This is a genomic window from Pseudomonas sp. B7 (genome assembly GCF_016735645.1).
Lineage (GTDB): Bacteria > Pseudomonadota > Gammaproteobacteria > Pseudomonadales > Pseudomonadaceae > Aquipseudomonas > Aquipseudomonas glycinae.
In genome coordinates, this window is record NZ_JAERRE010000011.1 from 151,025 (window position 1) to 174,109 (window position 23,085).

Annotated in this window: 18 protein-coding genes; 14 read left to right on the forward strand and 4 right to left on the reverse strand. The window is 62.5% G+C overall.

Annotation, left to right across the window (positions count from 1 at the left end):
• The first annotated feature begins 328 nt into the window (after positions 1-328).
• Genes JKA62_RS23670 through JKA62_RS23700 form a run of 7 tightly spaced genes read left to right on the forward strand, consistent with a single transcriptional unit; the run spans position 329 to position 9,385 of the window.
• Positions 329-1,876 carry a glycosyltransferase gene (locus JKA62_RS23670; RefSeq protein ID WP_236676643.1) on the forward strand — a complete coding sequence of 516 codons (1,548 nt, stop codon included), beginning with the start codon at positions 329-331 and terminating at the stop codon, positions 1,874-1,876.
• Positions 1,870-3,174 (forward strand): glycosyltransferase, encoded by a 1,305-nt coding sequence (locus JKA62_RS23675; RefSeq protein WP_201819711.1) that lies wholly within the window; start codon positions 1,870-1,872, stop codon positions 3,172-3,174. Before JKA62_RS23670 ends, JKA62_RS23675 begins: the two co-directional genes overlap by 7 nt.
• Positions 3,171-4,055, forward strand: coding sequence for a class I SAM-dependent methyltransferase (locus tag JKA62_RS23680; RefSeq protein ID WP_201819714.1), 885 nt, complete (start codon positions 3,171-3,173; stop codon positions 4,053-4,055). The genes JKA62_RS23675 and JKA62_RS23680 overlap by 4 nt, the downstream gene beginning before the upstream one ends.
• The gene (locus JKA62_RS23685) at positions 4,052-5,206 is read left to right on the forward strand and encodes an acyltransferase family protein (RefSeq protein ID WP_011336668.1); all 1,155 of its coding nucleotides are present in this window, start codon (positions 4,052-4,054) and stop codon (positions 5,204-5,206) included. The genes JKA62_RS23680 and JKA62_RS23685 overlap by 4 nt, the downstream gene beginning before the upstream one ends.
• The gene (locus JKA62_RS23690; RefSeq protein ID WP_201819717.1) at positions 5,200-6,018 is read left to right on the forward strand and encodes a class I SAM-dependent methyltransferase; all 819 of its coding nucleotides are present in this window, start codon (positions 5,200-5,202) and stop codon (positions 6,016-6,018) included. The genes JKA62_RS23685 and JKA62_RS23690 overlap by 7 nt, the downstream gene beginning before the upstream one ends.
• Positions 6,019-6,066: 48 nt before the next feature.
• A complete protein-coding gene (locus JKA62_RS23695; RefSeq protein ID WP_011336666.1) occupies positions 6,067-7,260 on the forward strand; it encodes a DUF3142 domain-containing protein in 1,194 nt (397 codons plus the stop codon).
• The gene (locus tag JKA62_RS23700; protein WP_201819720.1) at positions 7,247-9,385 is read left to right on the forward strand and encodes a hypothetical protein; all 2,139 of its coding nucleotides are present in this window, start codon (positions 7,247-7,249) and stop codon (positions 9,383-9,385) included. The genes JKA62_RS23695 and JKA62_RS23700 overlap by 14 nt, the downstream gene beginning before the upstream one ends.
• Here the strand turns inward: JKA62_RS23700 and JKA62_RS23705 are convergent.
• Entirely contained in the window at positions 9,382-10,011 is a 630-nt protein-coding gene (locus tag JKA62_RS23705) for a LysE family translocator (protein WP_201819723.1), read from the reverse strand. The two genes, JKA62_RS23700 and JKA62_RS23705, sit on opposite strands and share 4 nt — an antisense overlap.
• A gap of 144 nt (positions 10,012-10,155) precedes the next feature.
• Between JKA62_RS23705 and JKA62_RS23710 the strand changes: the two genes are divergently transcribed.
• Complete coding sequence (locus JKA62_RS23710) at positions 10,156-10,629, forward strand: Lrp/AsnC family transcriptional regulator (RefSeq protein ID WP_007954205.1); 474 nt, start codon at positions 10,156-10,158, stop codon at positions 10,627-10,629.
• A gap of 37 nt (positions 10,630-10,666) precedes the next feature.
• Here the strand turns inward: JKA62_RS23710 and lpdA are convergent, their stop codons facing one another.
• Complete coding sequence (lpdA, locus tag JKA62_RS23715) at positions 10,667-12,067, reverse strand: dihydrolipoyl dehydrogenase (RefSeq protein ID WP_011336663.1); 1,401 nt, start codon at positions 12,065-12,067, stop codon at positions 10,667-10,669.
• Positions 12,068-12,277: 210 nt separating this feature from the next.
• Here lpdA and hflK (JKA62_RS23720) point away from each other — a divergent pair, with 210 nt between their 5' ends.
• The 5 genes from hflK (JKA62_RS23720) (at position 12,278) to cfaB (ending at position 19,591) form a co-directional block, all read left to right on the forward strand.
• A complete protein-coding gene (gene hflK, locus JKA62_RS23720) occupies positions 12,278-14,224 on the forward strand; it encodes a protease modulator HflK (RefSeq protein ID WP_201819836.1) in 1,947 nt (648 codons plus the stop codon).
• Positions 14,221-15,267, forward strand: a complete 1,047-nt coding sequence (gene hflC / locus JKA62_RS23725; protein ID WP_201819725.1) for a protease modulator HflC — start codon at positions 14,221-14,223, stop codon at positions 15,265-15,267. Before hflK (JKA62_RS23720) ends, hflC begins: the two co-directional genes overlap by 4 nt.
• Positions 15,264-16,322 (forward strand): protease modulator HflK, encoded by a 1,059-nt coding sequence (hflK, locus tag JKA62_RS23730; RefSeq protein WP_011336660.1) that lies wholly within the window; start codon positions 15,264-15,266, stop codon positions 16,320-16,322. Before hflC ends, hflK (JKA62_RS23730) begins: the two co-directional genes overlap by 4 nt.
• On the forward strand, positions 16,319-18,226 hold the full coding sequence (locus tag JKA62_RS23735; RefSeq protein WP_201819728.1) for a heavy metal translocating P-type ATPase: 1,908 nt from the start codon (positions 16,319-16,321) through the stop codon (positions 18,224-18,226). The genes hflK (JKA62_RS23730) and JKA62_RS23735 overlap by 4 nt, the downstream gene beginning before the upstream one ends.
• Before the next feature lie 177 nt (positions 18,227-18,403).
• Positions 18,404-19,591, forward strand: a complete 1,188-nt coding sequence (gene cfaB, locus JKA62_RS23740) for a C17 cyclopropane fatty acid synthase CfaB (RefSeq protein WP_011336658.1) — start codon at positions 18,404-18,406, stop codon at positions 19,589-19,591.
• Positions 19,592-19,593: 2 nt separating this feature from the next.
• Here the strand turns inward: cfaB and cls are convergent, their stop codons facing one another.
• Positions 19,594-21,033 carry a cardiolipin synthase gene (gene cls / locus JKA62_RS23745; protein WP_011336657.1) on the reverse strand — a complete coding sequence of 480 codons (1,440 nt, stop codon included), beginning with the start codon at positions 21,031-21,033 and terminating at the stop codon, positions 19,594-19,596.
• Between the two features lie 146 nt (positions 21,034-21,179).
• On the opposite strand from cls, the gene JKA62_RS23750 reads away from it, so the two are divergent.
• Positions 21,180-21,698 (forward strand): DUF3617 domain-containing protein, encoded by a 519-nt coding sequence (locus tag JKA62_RS23750; protein ID WP_007954220.1) that lies wholly within the window; start codon positions 21,180-21,182, stop codon positions 21,696-21,698.
• Between the two features lie 46 nt (positions 21,699-21,744).
• On the opposite strand, the gene JKA62_RS23755 is transcribed toward JKA62_RS23750, so the two are convergent.
• Entirely contained in the window at positions 21,745-23,082 is a 1,338-nt protein-coding gene (locus JKA62_RS23755) for a dihydroorotase (protein WP_201819731.1), read from the reverse strand.
• Positions 23,083-23,085: the final 3 nt, after the last annotated feature.

Here is a 23,085-nt window from a genome sequence, read left to right on the forward strand (position 1 = left end):
TCGTTGTTGTAGTTGTTTGGTTGCCAATCTGTGCCAATTGCGCAGCAATTTCAACAGGGCAAATCGTGACCGGTCAGTTCTCGTCAGAGTAGTCGGGTTTTTCTCGCCGGGCGGTTCCCGAAGGCGCGACGGATGTGTTTAGAATGCCCCTCGTCGCGATCCCCGGCGGCTTTTCGCAAGGATCGTGCGACAGGGTAAAACCGACCATTAAAACAAGAACAGAGACGTGCCCGATGATGCAGGACGAACCGCGCTGATGCCGGTTCGATCCGACGCTCGGCCGTCATAGCGTGAAGCTGCCGGGATGGCGGTTGCACCGTGGGATGCCATGAATTTCATTCTCTACTCGGACGTCAACGACCGCTCCATCAGCCAGAGTCTGGGGCGTCCCGAATATAGCTACTACTTCGTGCTCAAGGCCTATCGCCCGGTGCTGGAAAGCCTGGGGCGGGTGCATGTGGTGTCTACCAGCGCCGAGGTTGATCCACTCTATCGGCAACTGCTCGCCGCCGGTGAAAGCAGCGTTTTCCTGTCCTTCACGCCGCCACAAAATACCCCGACCGATCTTGAGTGCCCGACGATCTGCGTGATCGCATGGGAATTCGATTCGATTCCCGATGAGTCATGGGACGATGATCCGCGCCACGACTGGACGCAGATGCTCGCCCGACAGGGACGGGTCATTACGCTGTCGAGCCACACCGCCCGCGCGATTCGCCGCGCCATGGGCGAGGACTTTCCGGTACTCGTGCTGCCGACGCCCTTGTGGGAAAACTTCTCCGCCATTCGTGAGCAGCACGTCAGTGCGCCGATCAATCCCGGCGCGACCCTGGCGATCAAGGGCTGCATTTTCGACAGCCGCACGCTGGGACTGTCTGCCGACGATTTGCTGCCCAAACCGCTGACCGCCGAACAATTGGCTGAAATTGAGGCACTGCGCCCGCCACCGCTGACGGTCAAACGACGCCTGGTGATTGCCCGCCACTATCTGCGTCTGTGGATGCTGGGCGCGGGTGAAGAACGGGTGAAATTCCTGCACCACTGGTATTGGGAAGGTGTGCAGGATCTGCTCTCGGATCGCATACACGCCTGGCTCGAGAAACGCCTGCCGGCCATTGCCGCAGCGCATGCGGTGGCCGTAGCCGAGCCACCGCCGCTGGATCTGCCGGACACGTCCTCGGTGGTCGAGGCCATGGTAGAAGGCGTGATCTACGTGACCGTGTTCAACCCCAGGGACGGCCGCAAGAACTGGCATCATCTGGTTACCGCTTTCTGCTGGGCCTTTCGCGAAACGCCTGACGCGACGCTGGTGCTGAAGATTACCCAGAACGATCTGGCGTCCTACTACAGCGAACTGATGACCCTGCTCGCACAACTTACACCGTTCGCCTGCCGGGTGCTGGTGATGCACGGTTACCTGGACGATGCGCAATACGCGCGGCTTTACCAGGCCGCCAGTTTTTACGTCAACGCTTCACGCTGCGAGGGCCTGTGCCTGCCGTTGATGGAGTTCATGTCCAGCGGCAAACCGGTGATCGCCCCGGATCACACGGCCATGGAAGACTACATCGACGACACCGTGGCCTTCGTCGTCCGGTCCAGCGAAGAGCTGACGATCTGGCCCCAGGACACCCGCATCATCTACCGCACTTTGCGCTATCGGCCGGACTGGGCTTCGCTCAAAAGCGCCTATGAGAACAGCTACCGGATGGCCAAGGCGCAGCCGCAGGAGTACGCGCGGATGTCTGCCGCTGCTGTCGAGCGCATGCACGACTACTGCGCGTTTGCCCCAGTGCAGCAGCGCATGGCGGACTTTTTCGGCCTCGCGCCACTGACCGTCGATGCCGCCCCCGTGACGGACAATGCCTCATGCTGATCATCATTCACTCGGAAACCAACCAGCACACCATCGCGCAGAACCTCGGTCGTTCGGAGTACAGCTATTACTTCGTGCTCAAGGAATACCGGCCGGTGCTGGAACGCCTTGGGCGTGTGGTGGAAGTCGTCGATCCGGCGCGCGAAGTCGATGCGCTGTACCTGGAGTGCCTGTCCCGTGGCGAGCCGTGCGTGTTCCTCTCGTTCTCGCCGCCACACCGCACGCCGATCCACCTGGCATGCCCGACGTTGCCGGTGTTCGCCTGGGAATTCAGCACCATCCCCAACGAACCCTTCGACAACGAGCCACGCAATGACTGGCGCACGGTGCTGCGCGCCTGCGGCGCGGCGATCACCCATTCCACCTACACGGTCAACGCCGTGCGCGAGGCCATGGGCGCCGATTACCCGATTGTCGCGGTGCCGGCGCCGGTGTGGGATCGCTTCGCGGCCCGGGGCGCGCAGCTACAGGGCCAGTCCTCGACTGGGCCCGTGCGCCTGACGATCAAGGGGCTGATCGCTGACAGTCGTCAGCTCGATCTCGACGCGTTTGGCCCGAAACATTTGCGCCGTGGCCAGGGCATCGATTTCCAGGCGCCGGTGCGTGAGCAGGAGTTGTTGCTGGACGGTGTCGTCTACACGTCGGTGTTCAATCCAGGTGACGGCCGCAAGAACTGGGAAGACATGCTCAGCGCCTTCTGCGTGACGTTCCGCGACGTCGAAGACGCGACGCTGGTACTCAAGCTCACGCATCACGATGCCGAAGAAGCGCTCAGCGACATTCTTCATCACCTGTATAAAAACCAGACCTACCGCTGCCGCATCGTGCTGATTTACGGCTACCTCGCGGACGCCGACTACGAGCGTCTGGTGCAGGCCACCCGTTACGTGGTCAACACTTCCTACGGCGAGGGCCAGTGCCTGCCGCTGATGGAATTCATGTCCTGCGGCAAACCGGCCGTGGCGCCGCGTACCACGGCGATGATCGATTACCTGAGCACCGACAACGCCTTCCTGGTCGAGTCCACCGATGAACTCACGGCCTGGCCGCACGACCCGCGCAGGGCATTCCGCACGTTGCGTTACGTGACCAACTGGGCATCGGTCTGCTTGGCCTATCGCGACAGCTATGAGGTGGCGAAGAACGATCCCGGGCGTTATGCGCGAATGTCGGCGCAAGCCGTTGCCAGTCTCCAGGCGTTCTGCAGTCAGGCGGTGGCCGAGCAGCGTTTGCGCGATTTTCTCGCTCAAGTGCACGAGCTCCGCGCTGTCGCTGCAACGGAAGCCACGGGCGCATGATCCGCGCATGGCTGAGGCGTTTGCGTCCGGTTGCGCCATCGGTGCCGGACTCTCTGCCGGATCGTGTGTCCGTCAGCGTGTCGCCGCGGGACGTCGGCCTGCACGATGCCATGCTCGACGGGTGGTTTCACGGCGACAGTGGCGAGTTGCTCAAGGGCTTTGCCATTGACGCGGACGACACCCTGCTCGACGTGGGGTGCGGTGAGGGCGTGGCGACATTGTTCGCCGTGCGCCAGGGGGCCTCGGTGATCTTCACCGACAGCGAGCACGACAAAGTCCGCGATCTCGCCCGGCAAGTCGAGGCGCAGAGCCGCAACGCCAGCCTCGGTCTGGTCAGCAACAGCCTGCCATTGCCGCTGAGCGACGGCTGTGCGAGCAAGGTTGTGTGCATGGAAGTGCTGGAACACATCGACCAGCCCGAGCCGTTCATGGCCGAGCTGGTACGCATGGGCCGGCCCGGTGCGCTGTACCTGCTCAGTGTGCCAGCGCCGGTAGGCGAGCATTTGCAGCAGGGCATTGCCCCGGCGGGTTATTACCAGTCACCCAATCATGTGCAGATCTTTACCCCGGAACGCTTCGCGGCACTGGTGGAGGAGGCCGGTCTGGTGATCGAGCATCGTCAGGCCACGGGGTTTTTCTGGGTCATGGGCATGATTTTTTTCTGGGCCAGCGAACGCGCTGCCGGGCGTGACCTCGGAGGCGCCGTGCGCGACCGGATCCAGGCGCCGTATCCACCGTTGATGGAGAGTTGGGCCAGAACCTGGCAGGACTTGCTGGCGCAGCCAGACGGTTTGGCGATCAAGCAGATGCTCGACCGGTTCATGCCCAAGAGTCAGGTGATCATCGCCCGCAAACCGCTCGATGCAGGACGAGTGTCATGAGCGGCAAGCGGATCATGGACATCGAAGTGCTGCGGGCTATTGCGGTACTCGGCGTGCTGTTTCATCACTTGCAAGGCAGCCTGTTCACCGACCCGGTGCCGCTGCTTGAAAGGATCCATGCCTGGGCGCAGCCATGGTGGGGCGTAGACCTGTTTTTTGCGATCTCGGGGTTTGTCATCGCCCGCAGCCTGATCCCGGCGCTGCGCGGTTGCAGCAACCGCCGGGAATACTGGGAGCAGACGCGCAATTTCTGGCTGCGTCGGGCGTTTCGTCTGTTGCCCTCGGCCTGGCTGTGGCTGGCGCTGATGCTGCTGGCGTGCGTGTTTCTCAATCGATCAGGGGCGTTCGGCACGTGGTCCGCCAACGTCCAGGCCACTCTGGCCGGGGTGCTGCAGTACGCCAACTTCCGCTTTGCCGATGCGTTCTTTCATTACGAATACGGCAGCAGTTTCGTCTACTGGAGTCTGGCGCTGGAAGAGCAGTTCTACCTGTTGTTCCCGCTAGTGATCCTGCTGTGCCGCAAGCATCTGGTGTGGGCATTGCTGGCACTGGTGGCGGTGCAGTTGTTCACGGTGCGTACGCCGCTGCTGATGGTCATTCGCACCGATGCGCTGGCGTTGGGCGTGCTGTTGGCGATGTGGAGCGTGCAGCCGGGTTACTGCCGATGGGAGCCGGTATTCCTGCGGCGGCCATGGGCCGGAGTGCTCGCGTTGGTCGGCCTCGGAGCGCTGCTGAGCTTCATGGCCACCGACCGTTTCACTTTTGCCGGTTACCGCATCGGGTCTATCGCCGTGCTTAGCGCCGTGCTGGTGTGGATCGCTTCGTACGACCGCAATTACCTGCTGCCGGCCGGCAGGCTGCAACGACTGATGGCATGGATCGGCAGCCGCTCCTACGGCATTTACCTGATCCACATCCCGGCCTATCAACTGGTGCGGGAACTGATCTTCCGTTTGCAGAGCGCTGGTCTGCCGAGCCCGGCGGGGCATCCGATCGTGACGCTGCTGATAGCCGGTGGCCTGATCGTGCTGCTCAGCGAACTCAATTACCGCTTGATCGAAATGCCCATGCGCAATCGAGGCGCCACGCTGGTGAAACGCCTCGGCACCTCTCGAACCGTCGTCTCGTCCTCTGGAGCCACCTCATGCTGAGCCTTTTGAAAAAACTCACGGCGGCTCCGGCCCCCGTACAAGCTGTCGCACCGGTCGCCGACAAGGTCGACCCTTATATGCTCGGCCTGCACGACGCGATGCTCAGCGGCTGGTTCAACCAGCAAACCGGTGAGCTGTTCAAAGGCTTCCCGGTAACCGCCGATGACACCTTGCTCGACGTTGGCTGCGGCGACGGTGGCAACGTGCATTTCTGCGGCATGCGCGGGGCGAAGATCATCATTGCCGATATCGATGGCGCCAAGGTCGAAGCGACCCGCCAGCGCCTGAGCGATACGCCGGCGCGTGGGGTCGAATGCCATGTCACCGACTGCAATCCGCTGCCGATCGCCGATGGCACCGCCACTCGCGTGGTATCCACTGAAGTCATCGAGCACGTCGACGACCCGGCGCAGTTCCTGGCCGAACTGGTGCGTGTCGGCCAGTCGGGCGCGCTGTATTTGCTGAGCGTGCCGCACCCCAGCTCCGAAGACCTGCAAAAGGACATCGCCGCGCCGGAGTATTTCCAGAAGCCCAACCACATTCGCATCATCAGCGAAGAGCAGTTCAAGGCGATGGTCAGTGAGGCGGGACTCGAGATCATCAGCCACAGTCAGTACGGCTTTTACTGGTCGATGTGGATGATGCTGTTCTGGGAGGCCAAGGTCGAATTCAGCAACCCGGATCATCCGCTGCTCAATCATTGGGCCGATACCTGGCAAGCGGTGCTCGACTCGCCGCGCGGTGCGCAGATCAAGCAGGCGCTGGATGCGGTGGTGGCGAAAAGTCAGGTCATCATTGCCCGCAAGCCCTGAACGCTTTTGTGTAACCTTGCAGCCTGATGTCTCAGGGATCTGCAAGGTATGCGCTTTATCATCGGGTGGGCAGCTCTGGTCGCTATGTTGTTGCTGTGTGCTTGTGAACGACAGGACGCAGTGCCGCTCGACCAGCAGCTTTACGTCTGGCAACGGCAATGGACGCCGGCCCATGAGCTAGCCCTGAACGACAGTCGCAGCGACTTTTCGACGTTGCGGGTCTTGGCGTTGCAGGCGTTCCCGAATGCCGGATGGAGCCGGGCACGAATCGATACCGCGCTGCTGAAACACGATGCCCGGCCGTTGATCGCGGTGATTCGCCTCGACGGCCAGCTCAAGGCGCTCGACCCGCAAGCGGTTACGGCGCAAATCCTTCAAGTGCTCGCTGACTGGCAAGGGCAGGGGCTCACGCTGGCCGGGGTCGAGATCGATCATGACGCCGGCAGTGCTCGACTGTCCGCTTACACCGAATTTCTCACTCACTTGCGCGGCGCATTGCCGGCCAACCTGCCTCTGAGCATCACTGCGTTGCCCGCCTGGCTCGACAGTCCGCAGTTGCCGGCGCTGCTGGCGACCGTCGACAGCAGCGTGTTGCAGGTGCATGCCGTCAGCGATCCGCGTCGCGGTCTGTTCGATCCCGAGCAGGCGCGGCGCTGGGCCAAGGCCTGGGGGCGGGTGACCGACAAACCGTTTTACCTGGCGCTGCCGGCTTATGGCGTGGCGTTGTTGCCGGAGGCCGATGGCGCCCCGGTGGTGGAAAGCGAAGTGCCGCTCGAGCGCGGTGGCCAGCGGCGCGAATTGCTCGCCGATCCGCAACAACTGGGCCGGCTGGCCATTGAACTTCGCGAGGATCGCCCGGCGCATCTGGCCGGTCTGATCTGGTTTCGCCTGCCGTTGGCCAACGATCGCAGAGCCTGGAGCCTGAGCACGCTGCGTGCGGTCGCCCGAGGCGATGCATTGAGCAGCCAGCTCGGCCTGACGTTCACCAATCAGAATGGCCTGCAAGACATCGCCCTGCGTAATGTCGGTAACCTCGACAGCGCCTGGCCCGCCCGCATCACCATCCAGGCCCGGGGCTGCGAAGGGGCCGATGCGCTCGCCGGTTATGCGTTGCAACAGACGGCGGATCTGCTTACCTTCACCCGCCTGCGCGACGGCCGCCTGCCGGCGGGCGGGCAGCGGGCGATCGGTTGGGCACGCTGCGCAAATATTGATCAAGGAGGTTCGCATGTTGACCCGTAACTGGCCCCGCCATCTGCTTTGCCTGAGCCTCAGCCTGCCGCTGGGCTCGGCGCTGGCCTGTGGCCCGGACTTCCCGATGCGCCTGCTCGACGATCGCGGGCAATCGCTGGCGGAGCTGCCGGAGGGCAACTTCAGGTTCGAGATCAGTCGCCTCGGCAAAACCATTGCCGGGCTGAAGAACGTTACCGCCGCCACCCACAATCCGGATGACATCTACGCCGAGGCGCCAGATCCCGCCGAGGTGCGCGACAAGGCCGAGCAGATCGGCCTGACCCCTGAACAGCAAGCGCTGGTCAAGCAACTGCGCAGCCTGACCGATGCGCATCAGGTTGACGTGCAGGGCGCGAGCCTGCCGGCGGAACTGCGTCTGTATGTGGCGGGCGCGGTGGCGTTCGGCGCCGGTGACCATCAACTGGCGGTCGAGTATTTCCGTCAGTTGCTGGCGCTGCCGGCCGATCAGCGGGCGTTGCGCAGCACCTGGGCTGCCTATTCTCTGGGCCGAGCGTACTTTGCCATGAGCAGCGAAGCGGGCGACGCGCTCGAAGCCTGGGAAAACGCTATCGACGCGTTCCGCCAGGCGCGGCAACTGAGCATCGACGGCTTCAGCGATCCGCTGGAGCTGGGCGTGGCCAGCCTCGGCGAAGAGGCGCGGGCGCTGCGCATGGCGGGTGACTGGAACAACGCCATCAAGCTGTATGCCGCGCAAAACCTGCACGGCTCGAACGTCGGTTACACCTCGCTGAAGCAGTTGATGAACGAACTGGCCGAGGAGCCCGAAGATCGGCTGGCGAAATTGCTGCGCCGCGAAGCGGTGCAGCAACTGGTGACCGCCTCGCTGATTAGCCGCATTGGCTGGTCGTTCGGCGATGAACCGCCGAACGAGAAGAAGCTGGTCAAGGCCCTGCAAGCGAGCACGCGCGGCAGCCTCGATAACGCCGATCGACTGGCGGCGATGAATTATCAACAGGGTGATTACGCCAGCGCCAAGGCGTTCCTCGAACACGCTGGCGACAGCGGTCTGGCGTGGTGGCTGCGGGCAAAACTGGCGGTGCGCGATGGCGACCGGAACGCAGCGGCTGCGGCCTACGCGAAGGCTGCGCAAGCGTTCCCGCAGGGCGAATCCTGGGGCGAGCGGCGCACCGCCGACTGGAATCTCGAAACCGTGCAGCCCAAATGCCGGGTCGAAGGTGAAAGCGCAATTCTTGCGCTGCAACGTGGCGAGTACCTGCAGGCTTTCGACCAGTTGTATCGCAGCCAGCATATTTACTGGTTCGACGCTGCGACCGTGGCCGAGCGAGTGCTGACGGTCGATGAGCTGAAAAACTATGTCGATACCAACGTCCCGGCACCGCCCGCGCTGAGCCAGCAGGATCGCGACAATTACGTGCCACTGCCAGTGGCCGCCAGCCTGCGCAATCTGCTGGGTCGGCGCCTGTTGCGTGAGGGGCATTACGAAGAAGCGGTCGGTTATTTCGACAATGCTGATCTGCAGAACAAGGCCCGGCTCTATGGCCAGCAACGTCTCAAGGCCGACTCGGCTTGGTGGCCGACCAAGCGTGCCAGCGCGCTGTTCAATGCCGCGTGGACGGCCCGTGAGTGGGGCATGGACATCCTGGGCTACGAAATGGCCCCGGATTACGCGACCTTCGGCGGCAACTACAGCCTGGAAAAGACCGAGCTGAAAGTCGGCCCGCTGGTCAGCGAAGCCGAAGTGCAACGTCAGAAGACCAGTGAAGCGCAGCCGGATGAGCGTTATCACTATCGTTTTGTCGCCACGGCGCTGGCCAGCCGTGCGGCAGACAATCTGCCGCACACCAGCCAGGCGTTCGCCGCTGTGTTGTGCTCGGCGGCGGGCTGGAACAGCAGCCTGGAAGAGCAGAGCGCCTTGTACAAACGCTATGTCGACGAAGGGCCGTACGTGCCGTGGGCCGTAGATTTCGGCCATCAGTGTCCTTATCCGGACTTCGAAAGTGCCGACAAGCGCTACGTCACTCAGGTGACCGACTCGGTGCGTTCGACACTGCGGCCGTACAAGTGGCCGGTTCAGATCGGAGCGATCGTAGCCCTCACCGCTGTGGCGTTGTTGCTGATCACCCGCCGCCAGCGCAAGGCCCGCAAAGCCTAAGCCTGCTGGACGAAGGTCAGGCGCACGGCGAAGCCGATCAACAGGCTGCCGAACAGCCACTGTTGCACCCGTTGGGCCGTCGGGCTGTGTTTCAGCCAGCGGCCCAGCGCAGCGCCGGTCAGGGCGTAGGCGCTGTCGAACAACAGACCGGCGCCCACCAGCATCGCGCCAAGCACGGCGAATTGCGTCAGCACCGGTGCGCCATTTGCCACGATGAACTGCGGCAGCAACACCGAGCAGAACAGCAACGCTTTCGGGTTGAGCAGGTTGGTCAACAGGCCGCGACGGATGGCGGCGTACCACTTCGCATGACTGTCCGTGAGGGTGCCGGCGTTCAGATCCGGCAGCAACGTGGTGCGCAGGCATTGAATGCCGATCCACAGCAAGTACGCCGCGCCGGCAATCCGCACGGCATCGAACGTCCACGGCGCCGCCTTGAACAGCGCCGCCAGCCCCAATGCTGCTAACGCGACGTGGCAACCTCGGGCAATCGCAAGACCCACCGCCGTGGCCAGCGCTGCGCCGCGTCCCTGACGGGCACCGGTTTGCAACAGCAGGATCATGTCCGGGCCGGGCAACAGAAAGACCACTGCCAGCGCCAGGAAAAACAGCCAGAGACTTGCCATGTCGCACCCCTTTCGTTGTCGATTCGGTCGCCTCAGTCTAGGGCCGAAAGGCAGGGCAGGTGGTTGCGTAGTCAGCTTCTAAAGGCCTCTGAATTGGCATAATCTGCGCTCTTTCACTGCGTAAACCATCAGGATCTGCCAACCATGAAACTCGATGCCTTCGACCGCAAGATTCTCGCCGCGCTGCAACGGGACGGGCGCCTGAGCAACGTGCAGTTGGCCGACGAAATCGGTCTGTCGGCATCGCCGTGCCTGCGCCGGGTGCGAATGCTGGAGGAGGCCGGGGTGATTCGCGGTTATCAGGCCAACCTGGATCGTGATGAAGTGGGGTTGGGGCTGACGGTGTTTGTCGGGGTCAAGGTCGAGCGGCACAACGACGAACAGGCCGAGGCGTTTCATCGGGCGGTCACGGCGTTACCGGAGGTGATTTCGGCGTTTCTGGTGTCCGGGGAATCGGACTTTCTGCTGCAAGTGGTGGTGCCGGATCTGCGCGCCTATGACCGCTTTCTCACCGGTTGCCTGTTGAAGCTGCCGGGAGTGAGCGATATCCGCAGCAATTTTGCGATCCACACGGTGAAGACACCCGGCGCGTTGCCGCTGGGGCATCTGCCGTCCTGATACTTCCCGCATTGCGCGGGAAGTATTCGCACAGTGCTTACATCTGCGTCGCCATCCCCTCGACATTCATCGCTGCCTGACGCAACGCTTCGGAGCGGGTTGGATGCGGGTGACAGGTCAGCGCGATGTCCTCGGCCGAGGCGCTGAACTCCATGGCCACGCAGAACTCGCCGATCATTTCGCTGACGCTCGGGCCGACCAGGTGCACGCCGAGGACTTCGTCGGTGCGCTCATCGGCGATGACTTTGGCGAAGCCTTCGGTCTCGTGATTGATCTTCGCCCGGCTGTTGGCGGTGAACGGGAATTTGCCGACCTTGTACGCCCGGCCTTCCGCCTTCAGCTGCTCTTCGGTCTTGCCGACGCTGGCCAGCTCGGGGCGGGTGTAGATCACGTTGGGAATCAGGTCGTAATTGACCTCGCCGGCCTTGCCGACGATCTGTTCGATGCAGGCCATGGCTTCGTCTTCGGCCTTGTGCGCGAGCATCGGCCCGGAGGTCACGTCACCGATCACCCACACGCCAGGCGCTTCAGTGCGATGCTGTTTATTGGCGAGCATGCCGCGTTTGTCGGTGCTCAGGCCGACGTTTTCCAGGCCCAGGCCCTGGGTGTACGGACGACGACCGATGGCCACCAGCACGTAATCGGCTTCAAGGATTTCCGCGCTGCCGCCAGCGGCGGGCTCCACGCTGAGTTGTACGCCGTTGGCCGATGAAGTGGCGCTGGTCACTTTCGAGCTCAGCTTGAAGCTGATGCCCTGTTTGCTCAGCGAGCGTTGCAGAGTTTTGCCGGCTTCGCCGTCGACGCCGGGGCAGATGCGGTCGAGGTATTCCACAACCGTCACCTGCGCGCCGAGCCGGCGCCAGACCGAACCGAGTTCGAGGCCGATCACGCCTGCACCAATCACCACCAGATGCTTGGGCACTTCGCTCAAGGACAGCGCACCGGTCGAGTCGAGGATGCGCTTGTTGTCGATCTCCACGCCGGGCAGGGGAGTGGGTTCGGAGCCGGTGGCGATGACGATGTCCTTGGCCGTCAGTTCGATGCGGCTGCCCTGATCACCGGTCACGCTGACTTTTCCGGGGCCGTCGATGTGGCCCCAGCCCTTGATCCAGTCGACCTTGTTTTTGCGGAACAGGAATTCAATGCCTTTGGTCAGGCCGCTCACGCTTTCGTCTTTCTGCTTCATCATTTGCGCAAGGTTGAGCGTGGGTTTGACTTCGATGCCGAGGTTGGCGAACTCCGCGCCCAGCGCCGCTTCGTAGAGCTCTGACGCATGCAAAAGCGCCTTGGACGGCATGCAGCCGACGTTCAGGCAGGTGCCACCCAGCGTGGCGCGGCCCTCGACGCACGCGGCCTTGAGGCCCAACTGGCCGGCGCGGATCGCTGCGTTATAACCGCCGGGGCCACCGCCCAGAATCACCACGTCATAGTTGCTCATGCTCTTGCTCCTGGCTGAAGGATGCGGATCAGTAAAAGTAGTTCGTGCTAAAAATTACGAACGTAATATGAGCGTTTCCCGACATTTCGGTCAAGGCTTCAGGCAAGCGACAGGTTGCGCATCTTTGAATGATGCAAATGAGTACAAATATTTCACGACTTTCGTTATATCGTAACGATATGTGCAGTGAGCCAAGTGTTTTGGGGGGATATGCAAGTCGATCTGGATGAAGGCACGCCGGTCACCGGGTTGCCGCGCTTTCAGCAAGCGGCGACGCAGGGCCGGCGTTTGCGTCGCCTGGCGATCGGTCTGGGTGCGTTGGCCGGGGCAGGGTGGGTGCTGGCGTTTTTTGTCGGACTGTTTGCGCCGCAATCGCTGTGGCCCGCGCTGCTGGTCAATCAGAGCGCGGCGTTGCTGGTGCTGGTGGCTAGCCTGCAATCGGCGTGGTGGGTGACGCAATGGCGGGCGCGGGTGATCAATCCCGTCGTGCCGATGACGGCTGCTGAAGAACCTGCGCCAGAAGGCTGGTACGAGCGACTGTTGGATCGGATGAGCCAGCGCAGTCTGCAACTGCTCGGGCAGATCGGCGCAGCCACGTTGTGGCTGGGCGGGTGGTCGTTGCTGGTGCTGCTGAGCGTCGAACAGACGTGGAATCTGACGCTGCCGGCGGCGGGTGTGGGGGTGTCCGCCACGGTCGGCGCGGCCATCGCGTTGCTCTTGGCGTTCGGTCTGCTGGTGCTGGAGCGACAGCTGGCCCAGGAAAATCCGGCGCAATGGCCCGAGGCCGGAGCGCTGGCGCAGCTGACTCGAGTGGCAATCATCAGTCTGGTGCTGGGCGCGTTGTGTTTGTTGTTCGTCAGTGACAGTGCAATCTGGCCGGTGCGGCTGGCAGTGTTGATTGGCATTTTGCCGGGGCTGGTTGCCCTGGAATTGCTGCTGCGTGCGCTGCTGTCGTTGTTCAGCCCGCGCCGTGAACAACTCGAACCGGTGCTGCTGGCGCGCAGTTTCGTCGCCGATCTGCTGCGCTGGCCGCCACAACCGTTGCTCGCGTTGCAGCATGAGTTGCATAACCGCTTCGGCATCGATCTGCGTCAGATCTGGGCCTTCAGTTACATGCGTCGCGCGTTCTTGCCGGCGTTGGTACTGGTGGCAGCGGTAGGCTGGTTGCTCACCGGCCTTCACGAAATTCCGATGCAAAGCCGTGGCATTTACGAGCGTTTCGGCAAACCGGTGCAGGTGTTCGGGCCGGGGCTGCACGCCGGTTTGCCCTGGCCGCTGGGGCGGGTGCTGAGTGTTGAAAACGGCGTGGTGCATGAACTGGCGACCAGCGTCGGCGAGAACCCGGCGCCCGTGCAGTTGGACCCGGCAGAAGGCCCGGCGCCACTCACCGCCAACCGTTTGTGGGACGCCAGCCACGTCAATGACAAGTCACAGGTGATCGCCAGCAGCCGGGGCGATCAGCAGAGCTTTCAGATCGTCAACATGGACGTGCGCTTCGTCTACCGCATCGGCCTGAGCGATCAAGCCGCGCTGGCCGCCACTTACAACAGCGCCGATGTGCCCACGCTGATCCGCAGCACCGCCAGCCGGATTCTGGTGCATGACTTTGCCTCGCGTACCCTCGACGGATTGCTCGGCGAGGACAGGACCGGGCTCGCCGAAGAAATCGGCCGCGCCGTGCAAAGCGACCTGCAGAAGCTCGACAGCGGTGTGGAAATTCTCGCCACGGTGGTCGAAGCGATTCACCCGCCGGCCGGGGCGGCCAATGCCTATCACAGCGTGCAGGCGGCTCAGATCGGTGCTCAGGCGTTGATCTCCCGCGAGCGCGGTGCCGCTGCCGAAGCGAGTAATCAGGCGCAGTTGCAGGCCAGCCTCGCTCGGGATCAGGCCAGTGCCAACGCCCATGAAATCAACGCCACGGCCCGGGCGGCGGATCTGAAATTCAGCGCTGAACAAAAGGCTTACGCCAGCGCAGGCCAGGCCTTCCTGCTGGAGCAATACCTCAGCCAACTCAGCCAGGGTTTGAGCAAAGCCAAACTTTTGGTACTCGACCATCGTCTGGGCGGCAGCAGTAACGCACCGACCATCGACCTGCGTACGTTCACGCTGCCGGCAGATCCGGCGCGCACCACCGCTCAGCCAGGAGCCACCCATTGAGCCAGTCGCACACTCACGATCACCATGACCACAGCGGCCACGATCATGCTCATGGCGGCGGTCATCACCATCACGGGCATCATCACCATCACCACGGTGCGCCGGAAGAGGCGGGGCCTTTTCCGTGGAAACGCAGTGGCTGGGCAGCGTTGCTGGTGGCGTTCGCCATCGCGGCGGCGAGCCTGGTGCAAGTGCGCTCCGGTGAAGCCACGGTCATCACCCGGTTCGGCAACCCGTCCCGCGTGTTGCTGGAACCGGGACTGAGCTGGCGTTGGCCGGCGCCGTTCGAAGCAGCGATTCCGGTGGATCTGCGTTTGCGCACGACCTCCAGCGGCTTGCAGGATGTCGGCACCCGCGACGGCCTGCGCATCATCGTGCAGGCGTACGTGGCCTGGCAGGTGCAGGGCGATCCCGACAACGTGCAGCGCTTCATGCGCGCCGTGCAGAACCAGCCGGACGAAGCGGCGCGGCAGATTCGCACGTTTGTCGGCTCGGCACTGGAAACCACGGCCAGCAGTTTTGATCTGGCCAATCTGGTCAATACCGATGCCAGTCAGGTTCGAATCGCCGATTTTGAAGCGCAGTTGCGTCAGCAAATCGATCAGCAACTGCTCGCCACTTATGGCGTTCGCGTGGTGCAGGTGGGCATCGAACGGCTGACATTGCCATCGGTGACCCTGACCGCAACGGTTGACCGGATGCGCGCAGAGCGTGAAACCATCGCCACCGAACGCACTGCCATCGGCAAACGTGAAGCGGCGCAGATCCGCTCCGCCGCCGAACGCGATGCGCGAATCGTGCAAGCCGATGCCACGGTGAAAGCCGCCGATATCGAAGCCCAATCGCGGGTGGAAGCGGCGCAGATTTACGGGCGTGCTTACGCCGGTTCGCCGCAGCTGTATAACTTGCTTCGTTCGCTGGACACCCTCGGCACTATCGTTTCGCCAGACACCAAACTGATCCTGCGCACCGACGCCGCGCCATTCCGGGTGTTGGTCGACGGTCCGCCGAATCTCGACAACAAAAGCGGATCGCAGCCATGAATGAAGTTCCACGTGGAACACATTCGCTGAACAGTCCGTGGATTCAGGCGGGACGTCTGGCATTCTTTGCCCTTTACGCGGTAACCGTTCTGGCGGCATTAGCCTGGGCATTTTCCAATGTCCGGCAGATCGATCCGCAAAACCGCGCGGTGGTTTTGCATTTCGGAGCGCTGGATCGCATTCAGAATGCCGGCTTGTTGTTGGCCTGGCCGCAGCCGTTCGAACAGGTGGTTTTGTTGCCGGCGGCTGATCGGGTCATCGAGCGGCGGGTGGAAAATCTGCTGCGCAGTGATCAGGCCGTGCAGGCAGATCGCGTTGCAACCTTCGCTACGCCGCTGAGCGATGCGCTGGCCGGCTCCGGTTATCTGCTCACCGGTGATGCCGGTGTCGTGCAGCTGGATGTGCGGGTGTTCTACAAGGTCACCGATCCCTATGACTTCGTGCTGCAAGGCGAGCATGTGTTGCCGGCGCTGGATCGAGTGGTAACGCGCAGCGCAGTCGCACTGACGGCGGCGCGGGATCTGGACACCATTCTGGTGGCGCGGCCGGAGTTGATCGGCGCTGATAATCAGGCGGCCGAACGCCGCGAACGGTTGCGCGGTGATCTGGTGCAAGGCATCAACCGACGTCTCGCCGAGTTGAAGGCGAGCGGGCAGGGCATCGGCATCGAAGTGGCGCGGGTCGATGTGCAATCGAGTCTGCCGGAACCGGCGGTGAGTGCGTTCAACGCCGTCCTCACTGCCAGCCAGCAAGCCGACAAGGCGGTTGCCAATGCCCGCACCGAGGCCGAGAAACTTACCCAGTCCGCCAACGAACAGGCCGACCGCACCCTGCAAGTCGCCCACGCCCAGGCCGGTGAGCGCCTGGCCAAGGCCTCCGCCGACACGGCGACGGTGTTGAGCCTGGCCAAGGCGCAACAGCAGGGTACGGACCCGCAAATGCTGCTGCGTCTGTACCGTGAGCGGATGCCGAAGATTCTCGGGCAGGCCGGTTCGGTCACCACGGTCGATCCGAAAGACGATTCCCGCCTGATCATTCAGGGAGCCAGTAAATGACTGCCACTACCTCAGCTCCGAGCCTGTTGTCCTCGGCCGAACAACGCCGCGCCGCCCGCCAGTTGACCCTGGCGATGCTCGCCCTCGGCTTGCTTGGTCTGGGGTTGATCTGGCGCTGGTTGATGCCGGAACAGTCGGGCGTCAGTCAGTTGTTGCTCGGATTCGCTTCTTTATTAGTCGCGGTGCCGGTAATGCGTTCGGCCTGGTTCAGCCTGCGTTATCCGAGCCTGCACGGCATCACCGATCAGTTGATCGCCCTGGCGATGATCGGGGCCTGGGCCACGGGCGATCTGCTCACGGCAGCGCTGTTGCCGATCATCATGATCTTCGGCCACGTGCTGGAAGAGCGCAGTGTGATCGGCTCCCAGGAAGCGATTCATGCCCTCGGCCAACTGACGCGCAGCCATGCGCGCAAGGTGCAGGCGGACGGCTCGATCATCGAGGTCGACAACGGCACGCTCAAAGCTGGAGACAAAGTGGAAGTGCGCGCCGGGGATCGGGTGCCGGCGGACGGTCGGGTTTTATCCGGCCAGGCCAGCCTCGACACGGCGTCGATCACCGGTGAATCGGTGCCGGTGGAGGCGGGTGTCGGCATGGCGGTGTTCGGCGGTGCGATCAACCTCGACGGGCTGTTGCGAATCGAAGTGACCCGTACCGGGGATGAATCGACCCTCGGCAAAGTCATCGCGCTGATGCAGAACGCTGAACGCTCCAAACCGCCGATTACGCGTTTGCTCGAACGCTATGCCGGCAGTTACATGGTGCTGGTGTTGTTGCTCGCGGCGGTGACCTGGTTTATCACCAACGATGCACAGGCGATGCTCGCGGTGCTGGTGGCGGCATGCCCATGCGCGCTGGTGTTTTCGGCGCCGGCCACGGCGATTGCCGGGGTGGCAGTGGCGGCGCGGCACGGGATCCTGATCCGCAGTTCGGCATTCCTTGAGGAATTGGCGGATCTCACTTCGCTGGTCGTCGACAAGACCGGAACCCTGACGTACGGCACGCTGCGCTTGCAGTCGATCAACAGCCCGCGAGCGGATCATGGGTCGGTGATGGCGCTGGCTGCAAGCCTGGGTGCGGCGAGCAGCCATCCGGTCAGCCGCGCGCTGGCCGGACTGGTCAGCGCGGAAGAGGTGCTGGTGCTGACCGATATTCATGAGCGGCAGGGGTTGGGCGTAGTGGCCAAGACCGCGCAAGGTGAAGCAGCGCTCGGGCGCCCGGAGCTGTTTGCACAGTTGGGCATCCCGACCACGGCGATCCCCGAACACGATGGCCCGATTGCCGGGTTGGCGCTGAACGGCGAATTCCTTGCCTGGCTGTTGCTGGCCGACACCGTCAAACCGGAAGCTCGATTTGCCCTGAGTGAACTGCGTGACCTCGGATTGGGACGACAACTGCTGTTGACCGGCGACCGGCAAAGCGTCGCGCAGACACTGGCCAAGGATGTCGGCCTGCACGAAGTCGAAGCCCAGGCGTTGCCCGAAGACAAACTCAACCGAGTGCTCAAGGAAATCGACAACGGCTTCCGGCCGATGGTGGTCGGCGACGGGATCAACGATTCGCTGGCGCTCAAGGCGGGCGTGGTCGGAGTGGCGATGGGCGCGGGCGGCGCAGACATCGCGCTGGCGTCCGCCGACATTGTGCTGATTGGCAGTGACCTGCGTCGGCTCGGCACCTGTGTGCGCCTGAGTCGTCAGTGCCGACGGACTTTACAAGTTAACGTAATCATCGGTCTGGGCTGGACGCTGGCCATCGTGGTGTTCGCTGCTTTCGGCTGGCTCGGTGCGGCGGGGGCGATGATCGCCGCATTGCTGCACAACCTGAGCACGCTGTTGGTGCTGGGCAATGCCGGACGCCTGCTGCGTTTTCAGGAACCACTGCTGAAGCTGAAAGCGTCGGACTGATCAATTTTCGAACTGTGCGCCGCTCTCGCAGTCATTTGAGAAGGCGCACTGAACCAGGGATGACAGCGCCATTACAGCCACTGCGGCTGATAGTCGGCGACTATCAAATCGATAGCCTGCTAATTTTCAAGGATGGTCTACCCTCAGATCAGACGTCTGAAACCAGGGGGATATTCCATGCTCGCGCAACTTCCACCGGCCTTACAGAATCTGCAGCTTCCGCTTCGCCTGCGACTCTGGGACGGCCATGAATTCAATCTGGGCCCGACGCCCAGTGTCACCATCGTGGTCAAGGACCCGTTGATGGTGTCCCAGTTGACTCATCCAAGTCTCGACGCGCTGGGGGCGGCGTTCGTCGAGGGCAAGCTCGAGCTGGAGGGCTCGATCAGCGAAGTCATCCGGGTGTGCGATGAGCTGAGCTCCGCGCTACTCGATGAAGACGATGACAGTCAGCCGGTGCGCACGCTCCACGACAAGGAAACCGACGCCAAAGCCATTTCCTACCATTACGACCTGTCCAACGCGTTCTACCAGCTGTGGCTGGACAGCGACATGGCGTATTCCTGCGCGTATTTCGAAACCGGCAGCGAATCCCTGGAGCAAGCCCAGCAAGCCAAGTTCCGGCACCTGTGCCGCAAGCTGCGCCTGCAGCCCGGCGACTATCTGCTGGACGTTGGTTGCGGTTGGGGCGGGCTGGCGCGGTACGCCGCCCGAGAGTTTGGCGCCAAGGTCTTCGGTATCACCCTGAGCAAAGAGCAACTGGCCCTGGCCCGCGAGCGGGTCAAAGCCGAGGGGCTGGAAGATCAGATCGAACTGCAACTGCTCGACTACCGCGATCTGCCCCAGGACGGGCGTTTCGACAAAGTGGTCAGCGTCGGCATGTTCGAACATGTCGGACACGCCAACCTCGCCGAATACTGCAAAACCCTGTTCGGCGCGGTGAAAGAGGGCGGTCTGGTGATGAACCATGGCATCACCGCCAAGCACACCGATGGCCGCCCGGTGGGACGCGGTGCCGGGGATTTCATCGAGAAGTACGTGTTCCCCAACGGCGAGTTGCCGCATTTGGCGATGATCTCGGCTGAGATCAGCGAAGCGGGTCTGGAGATCGTCGACGTCGAGAGTCTGCGCCTGCATTACGCGCGTACCCTGGACCACTGGAGCGAACGGCTGGAGGACAACCTCGAAGCCGCTGCGAAACTGGTGCCGGATCAGGCGCTGCGCATCTGGCGTCTGTACCTGGCGGGCTGCGCTTATGCGTTCGCTCGCGGCTGGATCAATCTGCACCAGATCCTCGCCGTGAAGGCCCATGCCGACGGCAGCCATGAACTGCCATGGACCCGGGACGACATCTACAACCCTTGAACCTATAGAATCGGTGAAATCAGCCGGGCGATCCGCATGCCGACCTGTTGCAGGCGGTGGATCTCCCGGCTTTCTTCTTTGGCGACCTCGTAGGCCTGGGCGAAGTCGTCGTTGAGCATCTGTTCCACGCTGGCGGCGAATTCGCTGTCGACGGTCAGCAGCATCACCTCGAAATTAAGCCGGAACGAACGATTGTCCAGATTGGCGCTGCCGATGGCGCTGATTTCACTGTCGATCAACACCACCTTCTGATGCAGAAAACCCGGTTCATAGCGGAATACCCGCACGCCGGCGCGTACCGCTTCGAAGGCGTACAGGCTGGAGGCTGCGTAGACGATGCGGTGGTCGGGACGCGAAGGCAGCAACAGGCGCACGTCGACCCCGCGCAAAACTGCGAGGCGCAACGCCGCGAACACGGCTTCGTCAGGAATGAAGTAGGGGCTGGTGATCCACACGCGTTCGGTGGCGGCGTGTATGGCCTCAACGAAGAACAGCGAGCAGGTTTCGTAAGCATCCGCCGGGCCGCTGGCGAGCAATTGGCAAAGCACGCCGTCCTCTGGGTACGCGTCCGGCAGGATCAGCGGCGGCAATGACCGCGCGGCCCAGAACCAGTCTTCGGCAAATGACTCCTGCATGCACGCCACCACCGGGCCGCGCACCTGGACGTGGGTGTCGCGCCACGGTGCCAGCGGTGGTTTTTCACCCATGTATTCGTCGCCTACGTTGTGCCCGCCGACAAACCCGATCAGCCCGTCGACCACCACGATCTTGCGGTGGTTGCGGAAATTCACCTGGAAACGATTGAGCCAGCCGCTGCGGGTGGCGAACGCCTTGACCTCGACACCGCCATCGCGCAGCGCTTGCACGTAGCTGTGGGGCAGGGCGTGGCTGCCGATGCGGTCGTAGAGCAAATGAATCACCACGCCTTCGGCCGCTTTTTTCAGCAGCAGGTCGCGTAGGCGCTGACCAAGACGATCGTCGTGAATGATGAAAAACTGGATCAGCACCGCTTCCCGCGCCTGGTCGATTGCGTGGAAAATCGCCTCGAAGGTGGCGGCACCGTTGATCAGCAATCGCACTTCATTGTTGGCCAGGCACGGCATGCGTCCCAGCTTCGGCATCGCTCGCAATGAGTCGTAAGCATTCGAGGCGCGGGCGGTCAGGGCTTCTTCCACCCACGGCCGCCAGTTGAGTTCGGAAATCGCCTGGCGCATCTGTTCGTTGGCCTGGCGGCGGGCCTTGATGTAGCCATCGAAGGTGCTGCGGCCGAACACCAGATAAGGAATCAGGGTGAGGTAGGGAATGAAGATCAGCGACAGCGCCCAGGCGATCGAGCCTTGGGCGGTGCGGACGGTCAATACGGCATGGATCGCGGCGATCGAGCCGAGGGTGTGTATCAGGGCGATCAGATAACCGAAAATGTGCGGTCCGAAATAATCCATGGGGCAACCTTGCTCCTGAAGATTCAATGCTTAACAGACCATGTTCCATGGCGATTGTCGCTATTTGTTTTCAAGCTGCCAGCGCCGGTCATGAACCGAAACAGACGGCCGGCGTCTAACGGCCACTACTGATCAGGAGTTTTTCAATGAACGTTCGTCTGCTGGGTTTAGCGCTGGGCCTGGGTTTGGCCTTGCCGGTGGTTGCTCAGGCGCAAATGCTGCAGCCGGGATTGTGGGAAATGACGTCGAGCAATGTGAAGGTCGACGATCAGGTGATGGATGTGCAATCGATCCTCGGTCAGATTCAAGGCCAGATCACCCCGCAGCAGCGGGCTGAACTGGAGAAGCAGGGGATCAACATCGGCGGCAAGGGCATCCGCGCCTGCCTGACGCCGCAGCAGGTGGCGACCAACGATATTCCGCTGGCGGATCCGCAGTCGGGCTGCAAACAGCAGATCACCGAGCGTGTCGGCAACCAGTGGAAATTCCGCTTCAGTTGCCCGAAAGCCCAGGGCACCGGCGTCGCGACGTTCCTCAGTGACCGTGAGTTCACCACCGTCGCCAACGGTACTTTCAATGCCATCGGGATCAACCAGAAGGGCAGTCTGGAAACCCGGGCAGTCTGGTTGGGTCAGGATTGCGGCACAGTCAAACCGCGAGCGTAACGTCACTGTCGAAACCGCCTCCACATCGAGTGGAGGCGGTTTTTTTTCAGCGCATGAACCGCAGCGGCAATCCCTGGCAATTGTCATGGATCCGTTGGTCATGCCATGCAATCTGCCCCGACACTATCGTCGTGCTGACCCTATGCCGAAAGCTGCGCTGAGCGAACGGCGTCCAGCCGCATTGCGACAGAACCAGCTGGCGTGAAACCGCGACACCTTTTGGCTCCGGTTGAATCAACACCAGATCCGCCCAATACCCCTCACGCAAATAGCCTCGATCCGGAATGGCAAACAGATCCGCAACCCGGTGACTGATCTTGGCCACCAGCGTGGTGATCGGCAGCACGCCATCCGCCACCAGTTCCAACAACGCCGGCAGAGCGTGCTGCACCAGTGGCAGCCCGGACGGTGCCTGCTCATACGCTTGCTGTTTTTCTGCCCAGGTATGCGGTGCGTGATCGCTGCCGATCACGTCCAGTCGATTGCTCAGCAGTGCCTGGCGCAGAGCGTCACGATCGCTCTGGGATTTGATCGCCGGGTTGCATTTGATCAGGTTGCCGAGGTTCGGATAGTCACGGTCATCGAACAGTAAATGGTGCAGGCAGACTTCGGCGGTGATGCGTTTTTGCGTCAGCGGTTTATCTTCGAACAGGGCCAGCTCGCGGGCCGTGGTCAGGTGCAGGACGTGCAGGCGAGTGCCGTGACGTCGGGCCAGATCCACCGCCAGAGACGATGAACGAAAGCAGCTGTCGGCATTGCGGATCTGCGCGTGGGCATCGGGCGGCAGTTGGTTGCCGAAGCGTTCGCGCAGGTTTGTGGCATTCGCCTCGATGCTCGGTGTGTGTTCACAGTGGGCCAGCAGAATCGTCGGCACTTCAGCGAACAGGCGCTCGAGGGTGTGCGGGTCGTCCACCAGCATGTTGCCGGTGGACGCGCCCATGAACACTTTGACCCCGGCCACTTCGCTCGGGTTGAGTGCTGCGACCGTGTCCAGATTGTCGTGACTGACGCCAAAGTGAAAACCGTAGTTGGCCACCGAGCTGATCGCTGCCCGGCGCTTTTTGTCGGCCAGCGCGTCAAGGGTCAGGGTGGCAGGGTTGGTGTTCGGCATGTCCATGAAACTGGTGATGCCCCCGGCCACGGCTGCACGGGATTCGGTGTGGATACTGCCCTTGGCCGGCGCACCCGGCTCACGGAAATGCACCTGGTCGTCAATCATTCCCGGCAGCAGCCATTGGCCGTTGGCGTCGATTTCCCGGGTCGCGTTTTCACCTTCGATGCTGCCGGCGATCTTGACGATGCGCCCGTTGCTGACCAACAGATCGGCGTCGAACTCACGCCCCTCGTTCACCAGCCGCGCATTGCGAATCAGCACACTGCTCATGAT

What these genes read in the sequence shown, in the direction of transcription:
- JKA62_RS23670 (WP_236676643.1), top strand. Translation starts at nt 329, where the DNA reads ATGAATTTCATTCTCTACTCGGACGTCAACGACCGCTCCATCAGCCAG.
- JKA62_RS23675 (WP_201819711.1), top strand. Translation starts at nt 1,870, where the DNA reads ATGCTGATCATCATTCACTCGGAAACCAACCAGCACACCATCGCGCAG.
- JKA62_RS23680 (WP_201819714.1), top strand. Translation starts at nt 3,171, where the DNA reads ATGATCCGCGCATGGCTGAGGCGTTTGCGTCCGGTTGCGCCATCGGTG.
- JKA62_RS23685 (WP_011336668.1), top strand. Translation starts at nt 4,052, where the DNA reads ATGAGCGGCAAGCGGATCATGGACATCGAAGTGCTGCGGGCTATTGCG.
- JKA62_RS23690 (WP_201819717.1), top strand. Translation starts at nt 5,200, where the DNA reads ATGCTGAGCCTTTTGAAAAAACTCACGGCGGCTCCGGCCCCCGTACAA.
- JKA62_RS23695 (WP_011336666.1), top strand. Translation starts at nt 6,067, where the DNA reads ATGCGCTTTATCATCGGGTGGGCAGCTCTGGTCGCTATGTTGTTGCTG.
- JKA62_RS23700 (WP_201819720.1), top strand. Translation starts at nt 7,247, where the DNA reads ATGTTGACCCGTAACTGGCCCCGCCATCTGCTTTGCCTGAGCCTCAGC.
- JKA62_RS23705 (WP_201819723.1), bottom strand. Translation starts at nt 10,011, where the DNA reads ATGGCAAGTCTCTGGCTGTTTTTCCTGGCGCTGGCAGTGGTCTTTCTG.
- JKA62_RS23710 (WP_007954205.1), top strand. Translation starts at nt 10,156, where the DNA reads ATGAAACTCGATGCCTTCGACCGCAAGATTCTCGCCGCGCTGCAACGG.
- lpdA (WP_011336663.1), bottom strand. Translation starts at nt 12,067, where the DNA reads ATGAGCAACTATGACGTGGTGATTCTGGGCGGTGGCCCCGGCGGTTAT.
- hflK (WP_201819836.1), top strand. Translation starts at nt 12,278, where the DNA reads ATGCAAGTCGATCTGGATGAAGGCACGCCGGTCACCGGGTTGCCGCGC.
- hflK (WP_011336660.1), top strand. Translation starts at nt 15,264, where the DNA reads ATGAATGAAGTTCCACGTGGAACACATTCGCTGAACAGTCCGTGGATT.
- JKA62_RS23735 (WP_201819728.1), top strand. Translation starts at nt 16,319, where the DNA reads ATGACTGCCACTACCTCAGCTCCGAGCCTGTTGTCCTCGGCCGAACAA.
- cfaB (WP_011336658.1), top strand. Translation starts at nt 18,404, where the DNA reads ATGCTCGCGCAACTTCCACCGGCCTTACAGAATCTGCAGCTTCCGCTT.
- cls (WP_011336657.1), bottom strand. Translation starts at nt 21,033, where the DNA reads ATGGATTATTTCGGACCGCACATTTTCGGTTATCTGATCGCCCTGATA.
- JKA62_RS23750 (WP_007954220.1), top strand. Translation starts at nt 21,180, where the DNA reads ATGAACGTTCGTCTGCTGGGTTTAGCGCTGGGCCTGGGTTTGGCCTTG.
- JKA62_RS23755 (WP_201819731.1), bottom strand. Translation starts at nt 23,082, where the DNA reads ATGAGCAGTGTGCTGATTCGCAATGCGCGGCTGGTGAACGAGGGGCGT.